The sequence below is a fragment of the Alistipes finegoldii DSM 17242 genome (assembly GCF_000265365.1).
Taxonomy (GTDB): Bacteria; Bacteroidota; Bacteroidia; order Bacteroidales; family Rikenellaceae; genus Alistipes; species Alistipes finegoldii.
In genome coordinates, this window is the sequence record NC_018011.1 from 262141 (window position 1) to 282670 (window position 20530).

Here is a 20530-nt window from a genome sequence, read left to right on the forward strand (position 1 = left end):
ATAACACATGCAAAAAGCGGATCCCGATGTGAAGTGCACCCCAAATATTGGACGGATTAGTATTTGTTTAGATGGCATGAGTTCGGTATTGTACCGGGCTCATGTTGTTTAAGTATTTCTTTATCCGCTTGTTATTGTAGTAGTCGATATATTCTTCCAATTCTTTTCGGAAATGGTCTATGGATGAGAATTTTTGCAAATATAATAATTCGGACTTCAATAATCCAAAGAAACTTTCCATAGCAGCGTTATCCAGACAGTTACCCTTGCGCGACATGCTCTGTGTAATACCTTTCTGTCTTAAACGGAGCTGATACTGCTTCATCTGATACTGCCAGCCCTGGTCGGAATGCAAGACAATACCCGGAGAATCCGGTATTCTGGCAAACGCATCGTCCAGCATCTTCATGATCTGCATAAAGTTAGGGCGTTCAGCTATTTTATAGCTAATAATCTCCCGGTTATATAAGTCCATAATCGGCGATAGATATAACTTTACGCCGCAAACCGAAAATTCCGTAAGGTCAGTAACCCACTTCTGATTCGGTTTTTCGGCTGCAAAGTCGCGTTGCAGAAGATTGGGCGCTATCCGTCCGATCTGTCCTTTGTATGAACAGTATTTACGGAGCCTGACCTGACTTTTTATCCCGCAAATATTCATCAGCTTAAGTACGGTTTTGTGATTTATCGCATATCCGATCTTATTCATTTCAACGGTAATGCGCCGATAACCATAACGCCCCTTATGTTCGTGATATAACCTTATAATACTCTCTTTTTCGCGAGCATATTTATCGGGTTGTTTTGATTTTCTGAAGTGATAATAAAATGTGCTTCGCGCCATCCCTGCGGCTTTGAGCAATACTGAAAGCCGGCACTGCGGCCTTAGTCCTTCGATGGCTTGGGCTCTTTCCCGCTCTCGCGGACAATGCGCTCCTCGACTAAGGCCTGCAATTTTTTAAGTAAGCATTCTCGGCACGAAGATACTCCAGTTCCTTAAGCAACTCTTCGTGCGGAGTCGTTTTGAGTTTGACTTTTTTAGTCTTCGATTTACTCATGGCCGGCCTCCTTCTTTGCGGTTTACGCCGCAGGCCTTCAGCACCTTGGTTTTGATAGAGCCGCTCCCATTGACGAATAACAAAAGGGCCCGGAATGCCGAAATGCACTGCTGTCTCCAGCAAAGATAGATGATTTTGGTGCATATGCTTCAAAACTGACAACTTAAATTCTGCACTGTAGCTACCGTGGCGCAGCTTAAGGCCGGCAAGGCCATGGCGCTCGAATAATGTTACCCACAAGTGAACTTGCGAGCGGCCACAGCCCAAGTGACATCCGGCTTCCCTAACCGAAAGTCCGCCTTCGAGTACCAGTTTTACGGCCTTTAAACGAATCTCATAATTATATTTCATAAAAAACACCCCAAAAGTGTCCAACTTTTGGGGTGCAGTACAATGTCGGGATCCGCTTTTTCATGCGGTACGGCACAATGCCGGAATCATCTGGTCTTATAGGCCGCACGGTACTTTCCCTTGGCAAGGTTCAGCAACTTGCCTTTCAGCAGATTGCGACGCAGCGGCGAGATGCGGTCCGTGAAGACCACGCCTTCGATATGGTCGTATTCGTGCTGAATGACCCACGCCTTCAGTCCGTGGAACTCCTCGTCGTGCTCGACGAAGTTTTCGTCGAGATAACGCATCCTGATGGCCAGCGAACGAGGCACATCGGCATGGATGCCCGGAAAGGAAAGACACCCTTCGTTATAGGTCTTCTTCTCCTCCGAAAAAGCGTAGATTTCGGGATTGATAAAGGCACGCTTGTAGTCGGCGCATTCGGGATCGTCCTCGCCCCACGGCGTGCAATCGACGATGAACAGACGAATGGCCTTGCCGATCTGCGGCGCGGCCAGTCCGACGCCTTCGGCTTCGCCGAGCGTCTGGAACATGTCCTCGACAAGTTTTTTCACTTCGGGATAGTCGGGCGCAATCTCCTCGCACTGTTTGCGAAGCACCTCGTTCCCGTATATGACAATCGGATAAATCATTTGTTAAACTCCATATAACTTTGTAAAATAATCGTGGCGGAAATCTTGTCCACCAACGCCTTGTTGCGCCGGGCCATCCTGCCGATACCGCTTTCGAGCATCGTGCGGTGCGCCAGCACCGAGGTAAAACGCTCGTCGTAAAAGACCACCTCCTTATCGGGATAGGCCCTGCGCAGCCGGGCTGCCAGCGGCTCGACGAAACGCCACGTTTCGGAAGGCGTGCCGTCCATCTGCGTCGGCTTGCCCACTACTATCGTAGTAACGTCTTCCGCGGCGAAATATTTTGCCAGCCACGCTTCGAGTCCCTTCGTTTCGACGGTTTCTAGCCCCCCGGCGATCAGCCGCAGGGGATCGCTCACGGCGATTCCCGTACGCTTCGTCCCGTAATCTATGGCGAGGATGCGGCCCACGGATCAGCGATTACAGATTCAGCTTCCGGAAAAGCTTGCGGTAGGAGCACTCCTCCTCGACCAGCGCGGGCAGCTTGTCGATCGCAACACGCTCCTGCTGCATGGTGTCGCGGTGACGCACCGTCACGGTGTTGTCTTCGAGCGTCTGACCGTCCACGGTCACGCAGAACGGCGTGCCGACGGCGTCCTGACGGCGGTAACGCTTGCCGACGGAATCCTTCTCGTCGTAAACGACGTTGTAATCGTATTTCAAGAGGTCCACGATCTTCTGCGCCACTTCGGGCATGCCGTCCTTCTTCACCAGCGGCAGAACGGCGACCTTCACGGGGGCCAGCGCCGCAGGCAGACGCAGCACGACGCGCGAGTCGCCGCCTTCGAGCTGCTCCTCGGTATAGGCTGCAGACATTACCTGCAGGAACATGCGGTCCACGCCGATCGACGTCTCGACCACGTAGGGTACATAGCTCTCGCCCGTTTCGGGATCGAAGTACTGGATCTTGCGGCCTGAGAACTTCTGGTGGTTGCCCAAGTCGAAGTCCGTGCGGGAGTGAATGCCTTCGACCTCCTTGAAGCCGAACGGGAAGTTGTACTCGATATCGGTCGCGGCATTGGCATAGTGCGCCAGCTTCTCATGGTCGTGGAAACGGTAGCGGTCGTCGCCGAAGCCCAGCGCGCGGTGCCATGCCATACGGGTCTCCTTCCATGCCTGCCACCACTTCATCTCCTCGCCGGGGCGCACGAAGAACTGCATCTCCATCTGCTCGAACTCGCGCATGCGGAAGATGAACTGACGGGCGACGATCTCGTTGCGGAACGCCTTGCCGATCTGCGCGATACCGAACGGCAGTTTCATGCGTCCGGTTTTCTGCACGTTCAGGAAATTCACGAAGATGCCCTGCGCCGTTTCGGGACGGAGGTAGATCGTATTGGCGCCCTCGGCCGTGGAGCCCATCTGGGTCGAGAACATCAGGTTGAACTGACGCACCTCGGTCCAGTTGCGCGTACCTGAAATCGGGCAGACGATTTCACAGTCCACGATGATCTGGCGCAGCTCGCCCAGATCGCCGCTGTTCTGCGCCTCGACGAAACGCTTATGCATCTCGTCGCGCCGGGCGGCCGTCTCGGCAACACGGGGCGAAGTTTCGCGGTACTTGGCTTCGTCGAAAGTCTCTCCGAAACGCTTGCGGGCTTTCTCCACCTCCTTCTCGATCTTCTCGTCCTGCTTGGCGAGCCAGTCTTCGATCAGCACGTCGGCACGGTAACGCTTCTTCGAGTCCTTGTTGTCGATCAGCGGGTCGTTGAACGCGCCGACATGTCCCGAAGCCTCCCACGTACGGGGGTGCATGAAGATCGCGGCGTCGATGCCCACGATATTCTCATGCAGCTTGACCATCGAATCCCACCAGTAGCGCTTGATGTTGTTTTTCAACTCCACGCCGTTCTGTCCGTAGTCGTACACCGCAGCCAGACCGTCGTAGATTTCGCTCGACGGGAATACGAATCCGTATTCCTTGCAGTGGGCGATCAGCTTTTTGAAGAGTTCTTCCTGTGTCATCGTATTTGGTTTTTAAATTATTTTCCGAATTACAAAAGTACAAAATAAATGGAAATTAAGCCGTTCTGTTGCGATTTTATTTCTATATTTGTCACGGCGGCCTGCGAGGGCGGCCGACATACGAGACATAAAAAGCGCATCGGCTTTTTTCTTGCAGGTGAAAATTGGACACTTTCGCGTAAGGTAAGGAACAAAGGTTGATGCTCTCGCTGTTTTTCAGCGCGGGCATATTCCATCATTCTACCTTACGGGTCGTCCAATACCCCACTTGCGGATGTGGAAACAGGTCCGCGCTTTTGTGTCCGGCAACAGGTGAAAAGACCCAAATCAACCAATGACGGGAATCGTAAAACTTCTGATTGCGCTCATTGCCGTCGCCATAATAGCGTTGTGCGGCAGTATCGGAAGAGACAAATAATGCGTCACGAAATCAGTCCCTCGCGCAGGAACGAGAAATCTCCTTCACGGGCGATGATGATATGATCCAGCAGCCGGATGTCGAACAGCGCGGCCGCCTGCGCGATCCTTTCGGTCAGCACCTTGTCCTGCGGACTGGCTTCGGCGGCGCCGGAGGGGTGGTTGTGAATCAGGATAAGCTGTGTGGCAAGCAGTTCCAAAGCCCGTTTGATAATCAGCCGGTGATCGACGACCGTGCCCTGCACGCCGCCCTGACTTACCCGCTGGCGTTCGATGATCCGGTTCGAAGAGGTGAGGTAAACGGCCCAGCACTCTTCATGCGAGAGCGTTTCGAGCTGCGGGCGGAAGAGCCGCACCACGTCGTCGCTCGACGAGACGACGTCGGTTTCGGCGGCGCGCGCAGCGGTGATGCGACGGCCGAGTTCGGCCGCGGCGAGCAGCATGCGGGCGCGCCGGAGTCCCAGACCGCCGATCATCCTCAGACGGGCGGCCTCCTCCGAGCCGACACGCGCAAGCGATCCGCCGTAAGCGGCAAGCAGCGCTTCGGCGCTCTGTTCATCCTCGGTAAGCAGGGAGAGCAATTCCCGGTCGGTCAGCGCATCGACGCCACGCGCCGCCATCTTATCGGCTATCGTCTTCATTCGGAAATGTTATAGGGAAGCTATCCCGCCATGCGTCCGGCGGCCTCCGGCAGAGACCGCACGCAATACAGGCGCACGGGAAATAACCAAAAGTTATTGCGTCAGCCTGTCCACCCGGTCCAGCAGCGTGGCGCACTGCTCGTCGCTCATGTACTGCGCCACCGAGAAAGCCGCATGCTGCTCGGCCTCCTTCTTCGAATCGCCGGACCCGTGGCCGACCTCCATGCCGTCGACCAGCACCGTGGAGTAGAAAACCGGATGGTTCGCCGAATACTCCTTGTCGTAACCGGTGCGGAAAGCGATCTTGTGACGGTTTTTCTGGCACCACTCGATCAGCCGGCTCTTGAAGTCGGTCTCCGATTCGGTCAGCTCGTCGAGACTCAGGTGTCTGAAATAAATCCGGTTGATGAGCAGCCGGTTCACGAATTCATAGCCCTGATCGAGGTAGACCGCGCCGATCATGGCCTCGAAAGCGTCGCCGTAGATATGTTTCTGCGTGACGCTGGTGCTGCCGTTCGAAATGACGTGACGGTCCAGCCCGATATTCACGGCCAGCACGTTGAGCGACTGGCGGGAGACGATTTTCGACCGCAGCTGCGTAAGGAAACCCTCGTCCCGGTCGGGATACTCGATAAAAAGGTAGTCGGAGGTGACCGCCTCGATGACGGCGTCGCCCAGAAATTCGAGCCGCTCGTTGTTGATAGCGCGGCCGTCCTCCAAAACCAAAGAAGCTGACTTGTGAATCAAAGCCAGCTTGTAAAGCTCGATGTTGTTCGGGATGAACCCGAACATGTCATCGATAATTCTGTAATACGCCTTATCCCGCCCGAAGTTCCTTCTAAGGGGGCGCAGTATGAAATCAAACACGGCCCGGACGGTTTAAAACGTTAGAGTTTACGGAAAATGATCGAGGAGTTGTGACCGCCGAAACCGAACGTATTGCTCAGCGCGCATTTCACGTCGCGCTTCTGCGCCTTGTTCAGCGTCAGGTTCAGGTTCGGGTCGATCTCCGGATCGAGATTCTCGCAGTTGATGGTCGGGGGAACCACGCCGTGCGTAATGGCGAAGATGCAGGCCAGCGCCTCGGCGGCTCCGGCGGCACCCAGCAGGTGTCCCGTCATCGACTTGGTGGAAGAGATATTGATGTTGTAGACGTGATCGCCCAGCACGCCGGCGACAGCCTTCAGTTCGGGAATGTCGCCCGCGGGAGTCGAAGTGCCGTGAACGTTCACGTAGTCAATATCTTCGGGTTTGATGCCGGCGTCCTTGATGGCGTCGCGCATCGATTTCATGGCGCCCTTTCCTTCGGGATGGGGAGCCGTGAAGTGGTAGGCGTCGGCCGAACAGCCGCTGCCGACGACTTCGCAGTAAATCCTCGCACCGCGCGCCTTGGCGTGCTCGTACTCCTCGAAAATCAGGGCGCCGGCGCCTTCGCCGATCACGAATCCGTCGCGGTCCTTGTCGAAAGGACGCGAAGCGTGCGTGGGATCGTCGTTGCGCGTGGAAAGCGCCTGCATGGAGTTGAAACCGCCGACACTCGGCTCGTTGACCGCAGCTTCCGAACCGCCCGTCACCATCACGTCGGCCTTGCCGTAACGGATGGCGTTCATGGCGTCCATCATGCCGTGGTTCGAAGATGCGCAGGCCGACACCGTGCAGTAGTTCGGCCCCATGAAGCCGTACTTCATGGAGATGAAACCGGCCGCGATGTCGGAGATCATGCGAGGAATAAAGAACGGGCTAAACCGCGGGGTTCCATCCCCTGCGGCCCAGCCCAGACACTCATCGAAGAAAGATTTGATTCCTCCGATGCCCGAACTCCATATTACACCCACCTGCTCCTTGTCCACGGTCTCCAGATCGAGACCCGAATCCTCGACGGCCTGCGTGGCCGCGATCAGAGCGTACTGTGTAAAAAGGTCGTACTTGCGTACTTCCTTACGGTCGAAATAGAGGCTCGAATCGTAATTCTTTACTTCACAAGCAAACTTCGTCTTAAACTTTTCAGCATCGAAATGAGTAATCGGTGCGGCACCGCTGACTCCCTTCTCCAAATTCGAAAAATACTCTTCAATATTATTACCGAGCGGGTTGATCGTACCGATGCCCGTAACAACTACTCTTCTTTCTGTCATAAATTTAAGGCTATAAGAGGCTGTGAAAACCTTTGGTAAAATTATTTCTTGTGCTCCTCGATATAGTTGATCGCGTCACCTACGGTAGCGATCTTCTCAGCGTCCTCGTCCGGAATCTGGATATCGAAAGCCTTCTCGAATTCCATGATCAGCTCCACGGTGTCGAGCGAGTCTGCACCCAAGTGGTTGGTAAAGCTTGCTTCGGGCACTACCTCCGACTCCTTAACACCCAGTTTGTCGACAATGATTTCGACAACTTTTGATTGAACTTCTGACATAATTTTAATTTTTTAGTTAAACAATTATTTGGAAATAGTTCTTTCTTATTTCCGAGGTAATTTTGCGCAAAAGTAACACTTTTTTTATTACTTTTGACAAAACGAACCTTTTTTTTATTCACAACTTTTTCGACATTTAGCACATTTTCACAATTAACCGATTCAAAACCATATTCTTATGAAACTGCTTCTGATCTCTAATTCGACCAATGCCGGGGAGGAATATCTCCGTTATCCGCTGCCGGAAATAGGCCGGTTTCTTCAGGGCGTGCGCGAAATAGTCTTCGTTCCCTACGCCGCCGTGACTTTCTCGTACGCCGAGTACGAAAAGAAGGTGCAGGCGCGCTTCTCGGAGCTGGGCATCCGCGTGCGTTCGGTCCACCGCGCCAAGGATCCGGCGCGCATGATCCGCGAGGCCGAAGCCGTGTGCGTAGGCGGGGGCAACACCTTCGCACTGGCAAAAAAGATGCAGGAGCAGGGGCTTATGACGGCCATTCTGCGTAAAATCAAAGCCGGAACGCCCTATGTAGGGTGGTCCGCAGGCAGCAACGTCGCCTGTCCGACCATCTGCACAACAAACGACATGCCCATCGTGGAACCCGAATCGTTCAGGGCCATCGGCGCCGTGAAATTCCAGATCAACCCCCACTACCTCGACGCCAATCCCGAAGGACATGCGGGCGAGACGCGCGAACAGCGCATACTCGAATACATCGAAGCCAACCCGCGCCGCTGGGTGGCCGGACTGCGCGAAGGCTGCATGCTCCGCTACGAGGAGGGCAAACTGGAACTGATCGGAAAACGCCCGATGCGCATGTTCCGCAAAGGCACGGAAACTTTCGAAATCGAACCGGGCGGCGACCTGTCGTTCCTGCTCTGATTTCCCCGCCCGGAGTGCGCTGCGGGCGGTAAATGAATATATATTATATATAGGTATGAAAATTCTGATCGCGGGTCTGGGACTCATCGGAGGCTCCTTTGCCCTCGCATTGCGCGACCGCGAAATAGCGGACGAAATATTAGGCGTCGAGAAGTCGGACGAAAACGCCGCCGAAGCCCTGCGTCTCGGTCTGGCCGACCGCATCGTGACGCTCGAAGAGGGTGTTCCGCAGGCCGACCTCGTGGTGCTGGCGACGCCCGTCGATACGATTCCGCTGATGGCCGTAAAAGCGCTTAATCATGTGACTGACAGGCAGGTGGTGATGGACATGGGGTCGATCAAGGCCGAGCTGTGCGAGGTGATCTCGATGCACGCGCGGCGCGGACGCTTCGTGGCGGCGCATCCGATGTGGGGCACCGAGTACAGCGGGCCGCGGGCCGCACAGCACGGAGCCTTCACGGGCCGCAACGCCGTCGTGTGCGAGGCGGAGCGCAGCGACGCCGACGCACTGGCGACGGTCGAGCGCATCTTCCGCGCGCTGGACGTCCCCGTAGTCTACATGGGAGCCGAGGAACACGACCTGCATGCGGCTTACGTGTCGCACATCTCCCACGTGACCTCGTTCGCGCTGGCGCTCACGGTGCTCGAAAAAGAGCGCGAGGAGCGGCACATCTTCGACCTTGCGGGAGGCGGTTTCGAGAGCACCGTGCGGCTGGCCAAGAGCGCCGCCGCGACATGGGTGCCGATCCTGCTGCGCAACAAATACAACGTGCTGGACGTCCTGCGCGAACATATCCACCAGTTGCAGATCATGCGCAGGATGATCGAACGCGACGACGCCGAAGGGCTGACCGGCGCTTTCAAGAAGGCCAATTCGATCCAGCGCATCATTCACTGACCGCAATGAGCACGACGGCCGAGACGGGACGCATGGGCGAACGCGCGGCGGCGGAGTTCCTCCGGCACGCAGGGTATGAAATCTGCGCCCTCAACTGGCGGAGCGGCCGTTACGAGCTGGACATCGTGGCCCGCAAAGGGGATTTCGTGCACTTCGTGGAGGTCAAGACCCGACGTGCGGACGGACTCACGCCGCCCGAAGCGGCCGTAACGCCGCAGAAATTCCGGGCGCTGACACGGGCCGCACTGCGTTACATGGCCTGCACGGGCGAGGAGCGCGAAGCGCAGTTCGACCTGATCGCCGTGGAGGTAATGCCCGGCGGAGAGACGGAGGTGCGCCTGATTCCGCAGGCCATGGAATACAATTGGTAATTTTGCATTTCCGACAAATTATACTACCTTTGTCGGACTGAAAAACCAATGTTCCGGACCAAAGCCCGAAACGAAGCCGGTTTGTCCGGCAACAGATAAACCGTAAAAATACTTCAACACCGCAAACCGTAAATACCGATGTGGTTATATAATTTCGGCCTGACATGCTACGTCTGGATCATCCGGTTAGTCGCCCCAAGACATCCGAAGGCCCGGCTATGGATCAACGGCCGCAAGGACCTCTATAAACGGATGGCCGAAACCATCGACCCCGCGGCCCGTATCGTCTGGATACACGTGGCTTCGCTCGGCGAATTCGAACAGGGACGGCCCATCATCGAACGCATCCGCAAGGAGCATCCCGAATACAAAATCCTGCTCACGTTCTTCTCGCCTTCGGGTTACGAGATCCGCAAGAACTATCAGAGCGTGGATTACATCTTCTACCTGCCGATCGACACACCGCGCAACGCGCGCCGGTTCCTCGACGCGGCGCATCCAGAAATCGCCGTCTTCGTGAAATACGAATTCTGGCTCAACCTGCTCTACGAACTGCGCCGCCGCAAGGTGCGCACCTATATCGTCTCGGCCATCTTCCGCCGCAACTCGATCTTCTTCCGCCCCTACGGCGGCATGTGGCGGCAGGCGCTGGAGTCGTTCGACGTAATGTTCGTACAGAACGAGGAGTCGAAGAGACTGCTGGCGGGGCTGGGCTTCGACAACGTGATCGTAGCGGGCGACACGCGCTTCGACCGTGTCGCCGAGATCGCCAAGGCCGCCAAGCACATCGACGTGATCGAGCGGTTCAAGGGCGACAAGCGGGTCTTCGTGGCCGGCTCGACGTGGGGTCCCGACGAGGAGCTGCTGATCCGCCTGATAAACGACAATCCCGACATCAAATTCATCGTCGCGCCGCACGAAATGGACGAAAGCCGCATGGCACGTCTTGCGGCCGAGATCAAAGGCGGCACGCTGCGCTATACCCAGTGCACCCCGCACACGAGTTACGGTCCGAAACAGCTGCTGATCCTCGACACGGTAGGCATTCTGTCGTCGGTATACAGCTATGCGACGTGGAGCTACATCGGCGGCGGATTCGGCGTGGGCATCCACAACACGCTGGAGGCCGCAACGTTCGGACTTCCGGTGGCGTTCGGTCCCAATTACCAGAAATTCAAGGAGGCGCGCGATCTGGTGACGCTCGGCGCGGCCCGGTCGATCAATGATTACGACGAACTGCGGGCGTGGTTCGTTCCGCTGCGCGACAACGAGGAGTTCCTCCAGAAAACCAGCCGCATCGCCAAGGACTACACCACACGGCATCAGGGCGCGACGGGCATCATCGTCAGAACGATTTTCAATTAAGCGGAGCGGTCCCGGCCCGGAAAAGTCCGAAAAAAAATCTCCGGGGAAAATCTTCCGGAAAGTCTCCCGGAAAAAATCCCCACCCGGATAAATTCCTCCTAAAAACAGGAAAGGCCGGAAGGACAAGGACAGGAGCAAGGACAAAGGCCGGCCACACAAGAAAGCCGGACCGGGAACGACAACGAAACAACAACGAAACAACAACGAAACAACAACGAAACAACAACGAAACAACAGCGAACGGGATCAAGGAAAGACGGCGGCCGTGAAAAGTCAGCCCCCAGCAGGTGAACAACAAAATAAAATGCGCGGACATCGAAGAGTCCGCGCATTTTCGTTGACGCCACTCCGGCCGGCGGCAAGCCGGGCGTTATTCGTACAGCGATTTGCAGTAATCCCGGAAGGTTTCCCAGCGGTAATAGGGACCGCCGCCAAGGGGCAGTCCGGCATCGCGCTCGTTGTGCAGGATGCGCACCAGAACGTCGCCCGCCGGGTTGCGGAAGAAGATGAACTGCACGTTGGCCGCCATGGGCGAAACGCGGTGGACCTGCCACACTTCGGCAGCCTCTTCGGGCGTCGAAACGCGGGCCGAAGCGCCCTCGACGCCCAGCAGCGCCAACAGCGGGATGACATTCACGTCGTGGCCGAAGCGCAGCGACGCGGCCAGCTCCTTTCCGCCGCCGATCACCTCTTCGGCCGTCTCGACGATGTTGCGCAGCAGGGGTTTGGCGTCGGCGATGATCGGATCGCCGAAACGCTTCGAAGGACCGAACATCACATAACGGCGGAAGTTCTCGTCCTCCCATGCGGCATATATCTCCTCCCCGGTGAAGAGGTCGTACAGCGAAATGCCCAGATAATCGACGTCCTGCATGATCGCGGCCTGCAAAAGCAGCTGCTCCATCAGTTTGCGGGGCTTTTTGACCTCGCGTTTGACGAATTCGGGATCGGAGAAAAGCGACTTCATCAGCCGGTCGGGAATCAGGCGCGCGGCGCGCACGCTGTCGGCCGTTTTCAGGGTCCGGTCGCGCTGGGCATCGAGTCCCTTGTTGTTGCCCATATAGGGCATGTAGCGCGCGCTCGACTCGCGCGTGGTCCGGATCGCGGGATTCAGCTCCTTGAGCCGCTCGTTGAAAGCCGCCATGCTCAGGATGCAGCGCGGCACGAGGGTCGAGCGGCTCTCGATACGGCATTCGCGGCCGTCTGCCGTAGAGAAAACTTCGGGATAAGCCTTGTACATGCGCTCGGCGATGCCCCGGTGTTCGGCGACCCCGCGCGGCGAAAGGTCGCCGTAACGTTTGTCGGCGTCGGCCGCGATGATCTCGACGCGGCCCAGCACATCACGACCCAGCGGCGTCAGCGCACCGGCTTCGGCGGCTTTGCGCAGGATTTTCAGCGGCCCGGCATAGACGCTTTCAGAGGCATGCCAGCGGCTGCCGTGGCGGCCGTAATGGCTGATGTAGAACGGCGTGTACCCGTCGGGCGCCGGAGCCGCCGCAGCGGGCCGGTATTCGTATGAATGGTAGATTCCGCCCGCGCGTTCGGGAACGGCCGCGATCTGTTCGCGGGCCGTCTGGGCGTCCGCTCCCCACAAGCCGAGCAGCAGGAACGCCGCGCAGAACCTCAGTTTCAATGCAAGTCTGTTCATTGGTCGGTATTTTAACATTTATGCGTCATGATTCCCAGCACGAGCCGGTCGGTCTCGTTCATGCCGTCGCGGCCGATGGCCGTCAGGTTGCGGATGCACTTGTCGACGTCCTCCTCGATAATTCCCTCGACGGGCGTCACGCAGTGACCGTCCATCGCCATCATGGCCGAGAGCACGGCGGTCGAGACGCCGCTCGTGAGTTTCATCGAACAACTGGGCTTGGCCCCGTCGCAGATCATGCCGGTGAGGTTGGCGATCATATTCTTGACCGCCGCGGCGACCTGCTCGTAGGCGCCGCCCATCAGGTAGGTGATGCCGCAGCTCGATCCCGTCGCCGCCACGACGCAGCCGCACAAGGCAGACAGACGGCCGAGACTCTGTTTGATATAGATCACCGTGAGGTGGCTCAGCACCAGCGCACGGATCGTATGTTCCTCGTCGGCCGCGGTCTCGTCGGCATAGACCACCACGGGGAGCGTCGCGGCGATGCCCTGATTGCCGCTACCCGAATTGCTCATCACGGGGATCATGGCCCCGGCCATGCGGGCGTCGCAGGCCGCGGAGGTATAGGAGAGGATGCGCGAGAAGATGCTGTCGCCCATCACCCGCCGCTCCCGCTCGCAGCGCAGCGTGCGGCCGACGCAGTGCCCGAACTCCCCGGCGAAGGCCCGCTCGGCGGCGGCTTTGTTCACGCGGCGGGTTTCGAGGATGAAGCGCAGTTCATCGAGCGGCGCCGTCATGGCGAAATCCCAGACGCGGCGCAGGGTCAGGGGCACCTCGCCCGCCTCCTCTTCGGCGACGGATGCCGTGCGTTTGTCGAGCAGCACCTCGCCGTCGCGTTCGAGATAGACGAAGGCGGTATGTCCGCCTGCGATCACCGCCACGGCGCGGCGTTCTCCGGCCGAAGCTTCGACCTCGATATAGAGTTTTTCGGCGATATCCTCCTTCAGCGAGATGCAGACGCGCTTTTCGTCGATATAACGGGCGCCCCGCCCGACGGCTTCGGGCGTCACGTCGCGCAGGACCTCCAGTTGATATTCCGAACGGCCGACCAGCGCACCCAGCGCCACGGCGATCGGCAGGCCGATCATTCCCGTGCCGGGAATGCCCACGCCCATCGCATTCTTGAGGATATTGGCGCTCAGGCGCACCTCGATCTTTTCGGGCTGCGTGTCGAGCAGTTCGGCGGCGCGCGCCGTACACAAAGCCACGGCGATCGGTTCGGTACAGCCGATGGCGGGCACAACTTCGCGGTTGATAAGGGCGATGATTTTCGCTCGTTCGTTCGGGGAAAACATATTGGCTCGTTTTTAGAGATCATACAAAGATAACTATTTTTCGCTATTTTTGCGGCATCAAAACAGACGCCGATATGGAAAATCCGAAAAGCCGCGCATGGAAAGTCGTGAAGAGCGAGTACCTCGCCCGCAAACCGTGGTTCACCGTACGCCACGAGCGCATCGAACTGCCCGACGGGCGCAGCATACCCGACTATTACGTCTTCGAGTACCCCGACTGGGTGAACGTGATCGCCATAACCAAAGAGGGTAAATTCGTATTCATCGACCAGTACCGTCACGGGCTGGGCGAAACGAATTACGAAATCCCGGCGGGCGTGGCCGAGCCGGACGATGCGTCGATGCTGGCCGCGGCGCAGCGCGAACTGGCCGAGGAGACCGGTTACGGCGGCGGCGAATGGCGCGAACTGCTGGTCGTGGCCCCGAATCCCGCCACGCAGAGCAACCTGACGTACTGCTACTTGGCGACGGGCGTGGAGCGGCTCGGCGCCCAGCGGCTCGACGCCACGGAGGATATCCGCGTGCATCTGTTCACGGCCGCCGAGGTGCGCGAACTGCTCACGGGCGGCGGCATCCGGCAGGCGCTGATGGCCGCACCGCTATGGCGTTACGCCGCGGAGTACGGGTTGTAGCTACCCTACGACGTATTTGCTGCCGGGCAGCAGCGAAATCAGCTTTACGACCGCATAGGACGAGACGAAGGTGCAGAGCGCCAGCACGGGGATCTTGATCCCGGCCGAAACGATCAGCGGATCGAGCCAGCCGTGGAAGAAGTTGAGCAGCATGATGTGTATCAGGTAGATGCCGTAGCTGAGTCTCGAAATGTCGGTAACGACGCCCGTAAAACGGCCCGCCCCCGGCCTGACGTCTTTCAGCAGCAGGAACAGCCCGACCGACATCGCGGCCACGTTGATCGTCCCGAAGCCCCACGAAAGTTCGAGGTCCGCGACGAGCCGCTGCGTCGCCAGCCGTGCGTCGAAAATCCATGCCGTCGCGAAATACCCCGCGACGACCAGCAACGCACCGCCCCACTTATGCCATGCGCGCGGCGCGGCGTGGTAGCGGCGCAAATAGGCGGCCAGCACCATGTAGCCGAGGAATCCCGAAAAGTAGTAGAGCATCGGCGTGTCGTTCCAGAAACATTCGCCGAGCAGCTCCGGGAAAACGAGGTGCACATAGGGGATGCACAGAGTGAAGGCCCAAAGCGCGAGATAACCCTCCATGGCGCGGCGCGAAGCCGTCTCGATCCACGGCGAGACAACCGGGGCGAACAGGTAGAGTCCCAACAGCATGTAGACGAACCAGAGGTGTCCGATCTCGACGCCGAAATTGACCGGGATGCGGCAGACGCCGAGCAACGCTCCGGCGGCATCGGTCCGTCCCGTCAGGAACTGGTAGATTGCGTAGAGCACGCACCACACCAGAAACGGCACCACCACGCGCACGAAACGCCGGGCGAAAAAGTCGCGCATGCGCTCCCGCACCGGAAGCAGGAAAAATCCCGACAACATGACGAACAGCGGCACGGCGGTGCGGCACAACGAGTTGAGCCAGCAGGCCCAGACAGGTTCGCCGCCCGCGGCGACCAAGCCGCCGTCGGCAATATAGTAGAATTCTCCGGCGTGCACCTGAAGCACCATGTAACAGGCCAGCACACGCAACAGGTCGAGACCGTAGTTTCGGGATTGAAGTTTCGTCATAAAAGTCAGGCGGTTTTGATTTCGAAAACAAAGGTAACAAAAAACCCGGAAATCCGCAGCCCGACACTCCATCCGGTAAAAAAAACTCTTCTCCGGCAAAGACCGACTGTCCCGGTCCCACGGAGATGAAAAAGGAGCGGTTCAAAGCCGCTCCTCCGATTCGGGTTTCGCCGCCCGGCCTATTTGCCGACCGTCTGCGCCAGCGCCATGAAATAGCGCTTAGGGTCGAGACCGAGTGCCTTGAGCAGTTCGGCTTCGGGGGCGCTGCCGCGCGTGATCGACTTCAGCCCGTGACCTGCCGTATAGAGGTTCACATTCTCGGCATATCCGGCGGCATCCTGCCCGCAGAGGTAGCGGACATGTTCAGCCGGAATACTCTTTCCTTCGTAGACCGACATATCGGCGATATAGACCAGATTCAGCGGTGCGGCATAGACGAAATCCTGCGCGCCGGCCAACCTGCGCAGGTCGCCTTCGGCGACGCGCACGAGTTTCCGCGCCTTGGCGTCATAGCTGTAGACACCTTCGGCGAAAAAGGCATAGACGCGGACCGGATAGAGCGCCAGCGCCGAAGGAGCCGTCAGACGGCCGTCGGCGGGACGGTTGACACCCCCTGCGGCCCACATGACGCCCGAAAGCTCTTCGAGCGAAAGCGCCTCAGGAGCGTATTCTCGCCATGAACGGCGGTTTTCTAATGCTTCGTTTACGGTCATGCCCGCCTTGGAATCGGGTTTGAGAAGGGCGATCTCCGCGCCGTGCTTCACTTCGGTTCTGGTTTCGGGGGCCTTGGCCTCCTCTTTAGGCGGCTGCGTGCCGCCGCATGCCGCGAGCAGCAAAGCCGCACAGGTAATGATCTTCACAGTCATCGTTTCTGAAATTTAGAGGTTTACATGCAAATATAAAGAATATTTTCCAAAATACGGAATGCAATTCCGCTGCCGGATACCTGCGGGCTGGCGATTTTTCGTACCTTTGTGCAACACACAACATGGAGCCTATGAATCCGACAGCAGTCTACACCGTCGTCTTTTCACCGACGGGAACTTCGAGAAAAATCGCCGCGGCGGTTGCGCAGGGAGTGGCCCGGCACGGCGGGAGCTGCAATGCAACGGCAAATACGGCGGCCGGAGCGGACGCTGGTACAAATGCCGCCACAGGCAGCGCGGCAAAGGCGTTCACGACAATCGACCTGACGCATGCGGCGGGAAAACCGCCCGTGCTGCCGGCCGATGCCGCGGCGGTATTCGCCGTGCCGGTATACGGGGGCCGCGTGGCGCCTGCGGCATTGGAAAGGCTGCAGGAGATTCGCGGCGAGGGAACGCCGGCCGTAGTGCTGGCGGTCTACGGCAACCGGGCTTTCGGAACGGCGGTCGCACAACTGGCGGCGTTCGTCGCCGAGCGGGGATTCGTTCCCGTGGCGGCCGGGGCTTTCGTGGGCGAACACTCGTACAGCACGCCCGGCACGCCGATCGCCGAAGGACGTCCCGATACGCAGGACCTCGCCGAAGCGGCCGCTTTCGGAGCGCGCATCGGCCAAAAGCTTGCGCACGGAGAGACCGGCCCGATCGACGCCGCAAAACTCCGCGAGCCGCATACGCCGCTGTTGTCAAAACTGCGGTTCATCCGTTTCGTGCTGGGGTACCGCAGGCGGCAGAAACGCAATCCGGTCGCACTGCTCCCCGCGGGCGACGCCGCACGGTGCACCCAATGCGGCCGCTGTGTCGCACTCTGTCCCACGCAGGCGATCGCGCGCGGCGACGAACTGCACACCGACCCGGCGCGCTGCATCCGCTGCTGCGCATGCGTCAAAGGCTGCGCGTTCGGCGCACGCACGTTCGAAACGCCTTTCGCTGCCGTTCTGTCGCGCAACTTCGCCCGGCGGAAACCGCCCGTAACGCTTATGTAATATGACAATCGAACGACTGAAAACCCCGTCGGCAGGCAAGCTGAACGCCCTGACCGACCTCTGGGAAGCCTCGGTGCGGGCGACGCACGACTTTCTCGCGCCGGAGGATATTGCGTTTTTCCGGCAAATGGTCCGGCAGGAAGCGCTCCGGGGTGTAGAATTATACGTCATCCGGAAGCCGGACAGCAAAGCGCCTGAAACCGGAACATCCGCAGGACAGGAGAACCGGCACGAGTCCCGGACATCCGGCAAGACAGGAGAATCCCGCCGACCGGAGGGCTTGGACGAGAACGGGATGTTCGGGGGATTCGCCGCGTTCGCAGGTATCGACGGCGATATGCTCGAAATGCTCTTCGTCGCGCCCAAAGCGCGCGGCAAAGGAGTGGGCCGGCAGCTGGTGGAATATCTCGTCCGCGAACGCGGCATAAGGCAGGTCGATGTCAACGAGCAGAACACGCAGGCGGCGGGATTTTACGCCCGGCTGGGATTCCGCGTCACGGGGCGCGACGCGACCGATCCGTCGGGCAGGCCCTACCCTATCCTCCATCTGTCGCTGGGCGAAACGCCGCAGCGGATCGTGCCGATCCCGAACCTGCAGACCGACCGGGTCGATGTCGATTTCGAATCAGAGCCAACCGGGGACGAAGGAAAATAACCGGAGCCGGCGGGTAGTAACCAGCGGATGCGGGCCGAAACGAGCCGCCGAGCAACGCTTCCGCGGAAACACCGGGTATAATAACAAGACGGCAGAGCGAAAATCCCTGCCGTCTTGTTGTGTTGGAAACATATCGGTTGGCGCCCGGCCTCGGCACACGCCCCGCTTCCGGTCGCTATTCCATATAACCGGTAACGGTCAGCGGAGCGTCGCCCACTTCGGCGGTCACCTGCGCCGCTTCGCCGCGGGAGTTTTCATAGCGGAAGGTATAGGTTTTTCCCTTTTCCAGCAGAAAGCGCAGGGCGTCGTTCATGTCCTGCCGGGGACCCGCCGTACGGCCGCCGCCCATCTGCTCCGAACCGCAGAAAACATCGACGTTGGCCGCCACGCGCGCATCGGAACGCCCGGCATGCGCCGCCTTGTCGTACATCATGAAGGTCACGGTCGCATGCCGCCCCCGCTCGGCGAGGTCATCGGCATAGGCGGCATAGAGGTCGCGGTAACGCTGCGTGACGTTCACGCCGTGGACCTCGCGCGAATCCTCGCTCCACACCATCGGAAACCAGTCGCCCGCGGGCCGGAACGAAACGGCGAAAATGCCGTGAGCCCGGTCGTCGGGCGACGCCTGTCCCGCATCGGCAAAAAACCATGCGTAATCGAGTCTTCCCGGAAAATAATACTCCGTGAAATGCCAGCGGCCGTCGATCCACACCTCGACCCAGCTGTGGTTGCCCCGATCGTCGTGCCATGCGGGAGTTCCGGCAAAGCGCGCGGGAATGCCCGCAGAGCGCAGGGCATCGACCAGCAGGACCGAAAGGCCCGTGCAGGAGGCCATATGCTGACGCATCGACTCGGAGGGACTCTGGTTGGTCTTTTCGCGGGCGGTGTTGTATTCTACGGCGACATCGGCGGCAATATGCCGGTTGATCGAGTCGATGGCGGCGCGGACGTCCGCGGCTCCGGCCGCACGGCGGGCGAAGCGGGCGTAAAAGTCGGGCCGCCAGCTGTCGCGCACCTCGTCCACGACGGCATAGGGAAGCACGTCGTTCAGGAAGACCGAATCGGGCAGCGCGCGCGTCCACGGATACTCGGCGCGTGCGCGGTAGGCATACTCGACATTCTCGCGCAGCAGGTCGAGCCGCATCGTATCGCGGTCGCCCTGCGGCATATAGGCTACAAGGAAAGCCATCCCCGCACGCCGATTGCGCGGAGTTTCGCGCAGCAGCTGCCGCAGGCTGTCGGCGCGCGGACAGTCGGCCAGCGCAGCGTCGAGCAGGGGTTCGTATTCGGCGGGAACGCCGCAGCCGTAACGGCCGCAGGCGCAGAGGAAAAGTCCCAGAAGCAGGAGGAAAATGCGTTTCATCGGTTTAATTCGTTCAGGATTTGTCGGATGGTCTGTTCGTCGGCGCAGGGCGAAGCGTACTCCGGCACGCCGGGACAGCCGCCCATCGAAATCTGCGGATTGCGGTATGCCATGCCGCTCGGCCGCATGCCGCGCGCGCTGAAATGGAGGGCATCGACACCCGTCGCGGCCAGTTGCCGCACGTTCGACGGATTCACGCCGCTGCCGGCCATGATCTCGATGCGGCCCGCAGCCCGCACGACGAGCGCGCGGAGGTCGCCGATGCCTTCGGACGCCGTATTGCGGCCGCCGGAAGTCAGGATGCGGGTGCATCCGGCGCGGACGATCTCCTCCAGCGCATCGGAAAGGTCGCACGTCATGTCGAACGCCCGGTGGAAGGTGGTCTGCATCGGCCCGGCTTCGGCCACGAGGGCCGCCGTACGCGCCGTATCGACCCGTCCGTCGGGCGTCAGCAAGCCGAAGACCACGCCGTCGGCGCCGCATTCGCGGGCGAAGCGCACCTCTTCGAGCATCTGCCGGAATTCGGCGTCGTCATAGAGGAAATCTCCGCCGCGGGGACGGATCATCACACTGAGCTGCAAGCCTTCGATGCGGCGCACCATACGGATGGCCGCGGCCGAAGGGGTCGTGCCGCCCTCGTAGGGCGAGGCGCAGAGTTCGACGCGCGCGACACCCGCACGGCGGGCGGTCTCGCACGCTTCAATGGAATAGGCACAAAGTTCGGTCGTCATACGGCAAAGATAAAAAAACGGCGACGGAAATGCAAGTCCCGGAGCACCGCAGAACAGTTGCAAAAAAACGGAACGGGACCGTTCATACGTTACGGCAAAAAAACATCGCCCCAGCCGGAGAGCCGACGGTTCGGCCGCACGCCGCAAAGCCGAACGCACGCCGTAAAACCGGACGCACACCGCAAAGCCGGACACCCACTGCAAAGCCGAACGCCGACGGCAAAGCCGGACGCCGACG

Annotated in this window: 22 protein-coding genes; 7 read left to right on the forward strand and 15 right to left on the reverse strand. The window is 59.1% G+C overall.

Going from position 1 to position 20530, the window contains the following annotated elements; translation table 11 throughout:
* Positions 1–67 precede the first annotated feature (67 nt).
* From ALFI_RS01260 to ALFI_RS01300, 9 genes are all read right to left on the reverse strand, one after another.
* A complete protein-coding gene (locus tag ALFI_RS01260) occupies positions 68–955 on the reverse strand; it encodes an IS3 family transposase (protein ID WP_117615371.1) in 888 nt (295 codons plus the stop codon).
* A complete protein-coding gene (locus tag ALFI_RS01265) occupies positions 942–1409 on the reverse strand; it encodes a transposase (RefSeq protein WP_244264992.1) in 468 nt (155 codons plus the stop codon). Before ALFI_RS01265 ends, ALFI_RS01260 begins: the two co-directional genes overlap by 14 nt.
* 86 nt (positions 1410–1495) lie before the next feature.
* Positions 1496–2041 carry a peptide deformylase gene (def, locus tag ALFI_RS01270; RefSeq protein WP_009598912.1) on the reverse strand — a complete coding sequence of 182 codons (546 nt, stop codon included), beginning with the start codon at positions 2039–2041 and terminating at the stop codon, positions 1496–1498.
* Positions 2038–2451: a Holliday junction resolvase RuvX gene (gene ruvX / locus ALFI_RS01275; protein WP_009598783.1), complete on the reverse strand. Its 414-nt coding sequence runs from the start codon at positions 2449–2451 to the stop codon at positions 2038–2040. Before ruvX ends, def begins: the two co-directional genes overlap by 4 nt.
* Before the next feature lie 10 nt (positions 2452–2461).
* Positions 2462–4006: a glycine--tRNA ligase gene (locus ALFI_RS01280; protein ID WP_009598779.1), complete on the reverse strand. Its 1545-nt coding sequence runs from the start codon at positions 4004–4006 to the stop codon at positions 2462–2464.
* A gap of 422 nt (positions 4007–4428) precedes the next feature.
* A complete protein-coding gene (locus ALFI_RS01285) occupies positions 4429–5064 on the reverse strand; it encodes a JAB domain-containing protein (protein ID WP_009598873.1) in 636 nt (211 codons plus the stop codon).
* A gap of 93 nt (positions 5065–5157) precedes the next feature.
* The gene (rnc, locus tag ALFI_RS01290) at positions 5158–5856 is read right to left on the reverse strand and encodes a ribonuclease III (protein WP_009598778.1); all 699 of its coding nucleotides are present in this window, start codon (positions 5854–5856) and stop codon (positions 5158–5160) included.
* Positions 5857–5951: 95 nt separating this feature from the next.
* Positions 5952–7199, reverse strand: coding sequence for a beta-ketoacyl-ACP synthase II (gene fabF / locus ALFI_RS01295; protein ID WP_009598902.1), 1248 nt, complete (start codon positions 7197–7199; stop codon positions 5952–5954).
* A gap of 41 nt (positions 7200–7240) precedes the next feature.
* Positions 7241–7477, reverse strand: a complete 237-nt coding sequence (locus ALFI_RS01300) for an acyl carrier protein (RefSeq protein WP_014774459.1) — start codon at positions 7475–7477, stop codon at positions 7241–7243.
* 178 nt (positions 7478–7655) lie between these two features.
* Here ALFI_RS01300 and pepE point away from each other — a divergent pair, with 178 nt between their 5' ends.
* From pepE to ALFI_RS01320, 4 genes are all read left to right on the forward strand, one after another.
* A complete protein-coding gene (gene pepE, locus ALFI_RS01305; RefSeq protein ID WP_014774460.1) occupies positions 7656–8357 on the forward strand; it encodes a dipeptidase PepE in 702 nt (233 codons plus the stop codon).
* 55 nt (positions 8358–8412) lie between these two features.
* Entirely contained in the window at positions 8413–9255 is an 843-nt protein-coding gene (locus ALFI_RS01310; protein WP_014774461.1) for a prephenate dehydrogenase, read from the forward strand.
* A gap of 5 nt (positions 9256–9260) precedes the next feature.
* Complete coding sequence (locus ALFI_RS01315; protein WP_014774462.1) at positions 9261–9626, forward strand: YraN family protein; 366 nt, start codon at positions 9261–9263, stop codon at positions 9624–9626.
* Positions 9627–9764: 138 nt separating this feature from the next.
* A complete protein-coding gene (locus ALFI_RS01320; protein ID WP_014774463.1) occupies positions 9765–10991 on the forward strand; it encodes a 3-deoxy-D-manno-octulosonic acid transferase in 1227 nt (408 codons plus the stop codon).
* Between the two features lie 370 nt (positions 10992–11361).
* Here the strand turns inward: ALFI_RS01320 and ALFI_RS01325 are convergent, their stop codons facing one another.
* Complete coding sequence (locus ALFI_RS01325) at positions 11362–12639, reverse strand: histidine-type phosphatase (RefSeq protein WP_014774464.1); 1278 nt, start codon at positions 12637–12639, stop codon at positions 11362–11364.
* A gap of 11 nt (positions 12640–12650) precedes the next feature.
* Positions 12651–13937 carry an L-cysteine desulfidase family protein gene (locus ALFI_RS01330; protein ID WP_014774465.1) on the reverse strand — a complete coding sequence of 429 codons (1287 nt, stop codon included), beginning with the start codon at positions 13935–13937 and terminating at the stop codon, positions 12651–12653.
* A gap of 74 nt (positions 13938–14011) precedes the next feature.
* Between ALFI_RS01330 and ALFI_RS01335 the strand changes: the two genes are divergently transcribed.
* Positions 14012–14569 carry an NUDIX hydrolase gene (locus ALFI_RS01335; RefSeq protein WP_009598887.1) on the forward strand — a complete coding sequence of 186 codons (558 nt, stop codon included), beginning with the start codon at positions 14012–14014 and terminating at the stop codon, positions 14567–14569.
* On the opposite strand, the gene ALFI_RS01340 is transcribed toward ALFI_RS01335, so the two are convergent.
* Both ALFI_RS01340 and ALFI_RS01345 read right to left on the reverse strand, forming a co-directional pair.
* Positions 14570–15637: an acyltransferase gene (locus tag ALFI_RS01340; protein ID WP_014774466.1), complete on the reverse strand. Its 1068-nt coding sequence runs from the start codon at positions 15635–15637 to the stop codon at positions 14570–14572.
* 179 nt (positions 15638–15816) lie between these two features.
* Positions 15817–16503: a nitroreductase family protein gene (locus tag ALFI_RS01345; protein ID WP_014774467.1), complete on the reverse strand. Its 687-nt coding sequence runs from the start codon at positions 16501–16503 to the stop codon at positions 15817–15819.
* Positions 16504–16634: 131 nt separating this feature from the next.
* Here ALFI_RS01345 and ALFI_RS01350 point away from each other — a divergent pair, with 131 nt between their 5' ends.
* Positions 16635–17543: a 4Fe-4S dicluster domain-containing protein gene (locus ALFI_RS01350; protein WP_014774468.1), complete on the forward strand. Its 909-nt coding sequence runs from the start codon at positions 16635–16637 to the stop codon at positions 17541–17543.
* Position 17544: 1 nt separating this feature from the next.
* Positions 17545–18198: a GNAT family N-acetyltransferase gene (locus ALFI_RS01355; RefSeq protein WP_014774469.1), complete on the forward strand. Its 654-nt coding sequence runs from the start codon at positions 17545–17547 to the stop codon at positions 18196–18198.
* Positions 18199–18373: 175 nt separating this feature from the next.
* Here the strand turns inward: ALFI_RS01355 and ALFI_RS01360 are convergent, their stop codons facing one another.
* Both ALFI_RS01360 and ALFI_RS01365 read right to left on the reverse strand, forming a co-directional pair.
* Complete coding sequence (locus ALFI_RS01360; protein WP_014774470.1) at positions 18374–19561, reverse strand: transglutaminase-like domain-containing protein; 1188 nt, start codon at positions 19559–19561, stop codon at positions 18374–18376.
* Positions 19558–20292, reverse strand: coding sequence for a copper homeostasis protein CutC (locus tag ALFI_RS01365; protein WP_014774471.1), 735 nt, complete (start codon positions 20290–20292; stop codon positions 19558–19560). Before ALFI_RS01365 ends, ALFI_RS01360 begins: the two co-directional genes overlap by 4 nt.
* Between the last annotated feature and the right edge of the window lie 238 nt (positions 20293–20530).

What these genes read in the sequence shown, in the direction of transcription:
- ALFI_RS01310 (WP_014774461.1), top strand. Translation starts at nt 8,413, where the DNA reads ATGAAAATTCTGATCGCGGGTCTGGGACTCATCGGAGGCTCCTTTGCC.
- ALFI_RS01285 (WP_009598873.1), bottom strand. Translation starts at nt 5,064, where the DNA reads ATGAAGACGATAGCCGATAAGATGGCGGCGCGTGGCGTCGATGCGCTG.
- ALFI_RS01340 (WP_014774466.1), bottom strand. Translation starts at nt 15,637, where the DNA reads ATGACGAAACTTCAATCCCGAAACTACGGTCTCGACCTGTTGCGTGTG.
- def (WP_009598912.1), bottom strand. Translation starts at nt 2,041, where the DNA reads ATGATTTATCCGATTGTCATATACGGGAACGAGGTGCTTCGCAAACAG.
- ALFI_RS01325 (WP_014774464.1), bottom strand. Translation starts at nt 12,639, where the DNA reads ATGAACAGACTTGCATTGAAACTGAGGTTCTGCGCGGCGTTCCTGCTG.
- ALFI_RS01335 (WP_009598887.1), top strand. Translation starts at nt 14,012, where the DNA reads ATGGAAAATCCGAAAAGCCGCGCATGGAAAGTCGTGAAGAGCGAGTAC.
- ALFI_RS01355 (WP_014774469.1), top strand. Translation starts at nt 17,545, where the DNA reads ATGACAATCGAACGACTGAAAACCCCGTCGGCAGGCAAGCTGAACGCC.
- ALFI_RS01360 (WP_014774470.1), bottom strand. Translation starts at nt 19,561, where the DNA reads ATGAAACGCATTTTCCTCCTGCTTCTGGGACTTTTCCTCTGCGCCTGC.
- ALFI_RS01280 (WP_009598779.1), bottom strand. Translation starts at nt 4,006, where the DNA reads ATGACACAGGAAGAACTCTTCAAAAAGCTGATCGCCCACTGCAAGGAA.
- ALFI_RS01345 (WP_014774467.1), bottom strand. Translation starts at nt 16,503, where the DNA reads ATGACTGTGAAGATCATTACCTGTGCGGCTTTGCTGCTCGCGGCATGC.
- fabF (WP_009598902.1), bottom strand. Translation starts at nt 7,199, where the DNA reads ATGACAGAAAGAAGAGTAGTTGTTACGGGCATCGGTACGATCAACCCG.
- rnc (WP_009598778.1), bottom strand. Translation starts at nt 5,856, where the DNA reads ATGTTCGGGTTCATCCCGAACAACATCGAGCTTTACAAGCTGGCTTTG.
- ALFI_RS01365 (WP_014774471.1), bottom strand. Translation starts at nt 20,292, where the DNA reads ATGACGACCGAACTTTGTGCCTATTCCATTGAAGCGTGCGAGACCGCC.
- pepE (WP_014774460.1), top strand. Translation starts at nt 7,656, where the DNA reads ATGAAACTGCTTCTGATCTCTAATTCGACCAATGCCGGGGAGGAATAT.
- ALFI_RS01315 (WP_014774462.1), top strand. Translation starts at nt 9,261, where the DNA reads ATGAGCACGACGGCCGAGACGGGACGCATGGGCGAACGCGCGGCGGCG.
- ALFI_RS01330 (WP_014774465.1), bottom strand. Translation starts at nt 13,937, where the DNA reads ATGTTTTCCCCGAACGAACGAGCGAAAATCATCGCCCTTATCAACCGC.
- ALFI_RS01350 (WP_014774468.1), top strand. Translation starts at nt 16,635, where the DNA reads ATGAATCCGACAGCAGTCTACACCGTCGTCTTTTCACCGACGGGAACT.
- ALFI_RS01320 (WP_014774463.1), top strand. Translation starts at nt 9,765, where the DNA reads ATGTGGTTATATAATTTCGGCCTGACATGCTACGTCTGGATCATCCGG.
- ALFI_RS01300 (WP_014774459.1), bottom strand. Translation starts at nt 7,477, where the DNA reads ATGTCAGAAGTTCAATCAAAAGTTGTCGAAATCATTGTCGACAAACTG.
- ALFI_RS01265 (WP_244264992.1), bottom strand. Translation starts at nt 1,409, where the DNA reads ATGAAATATAATTATGAGATTCGTTTAAAGGCCGTAAAACTGGTACTC.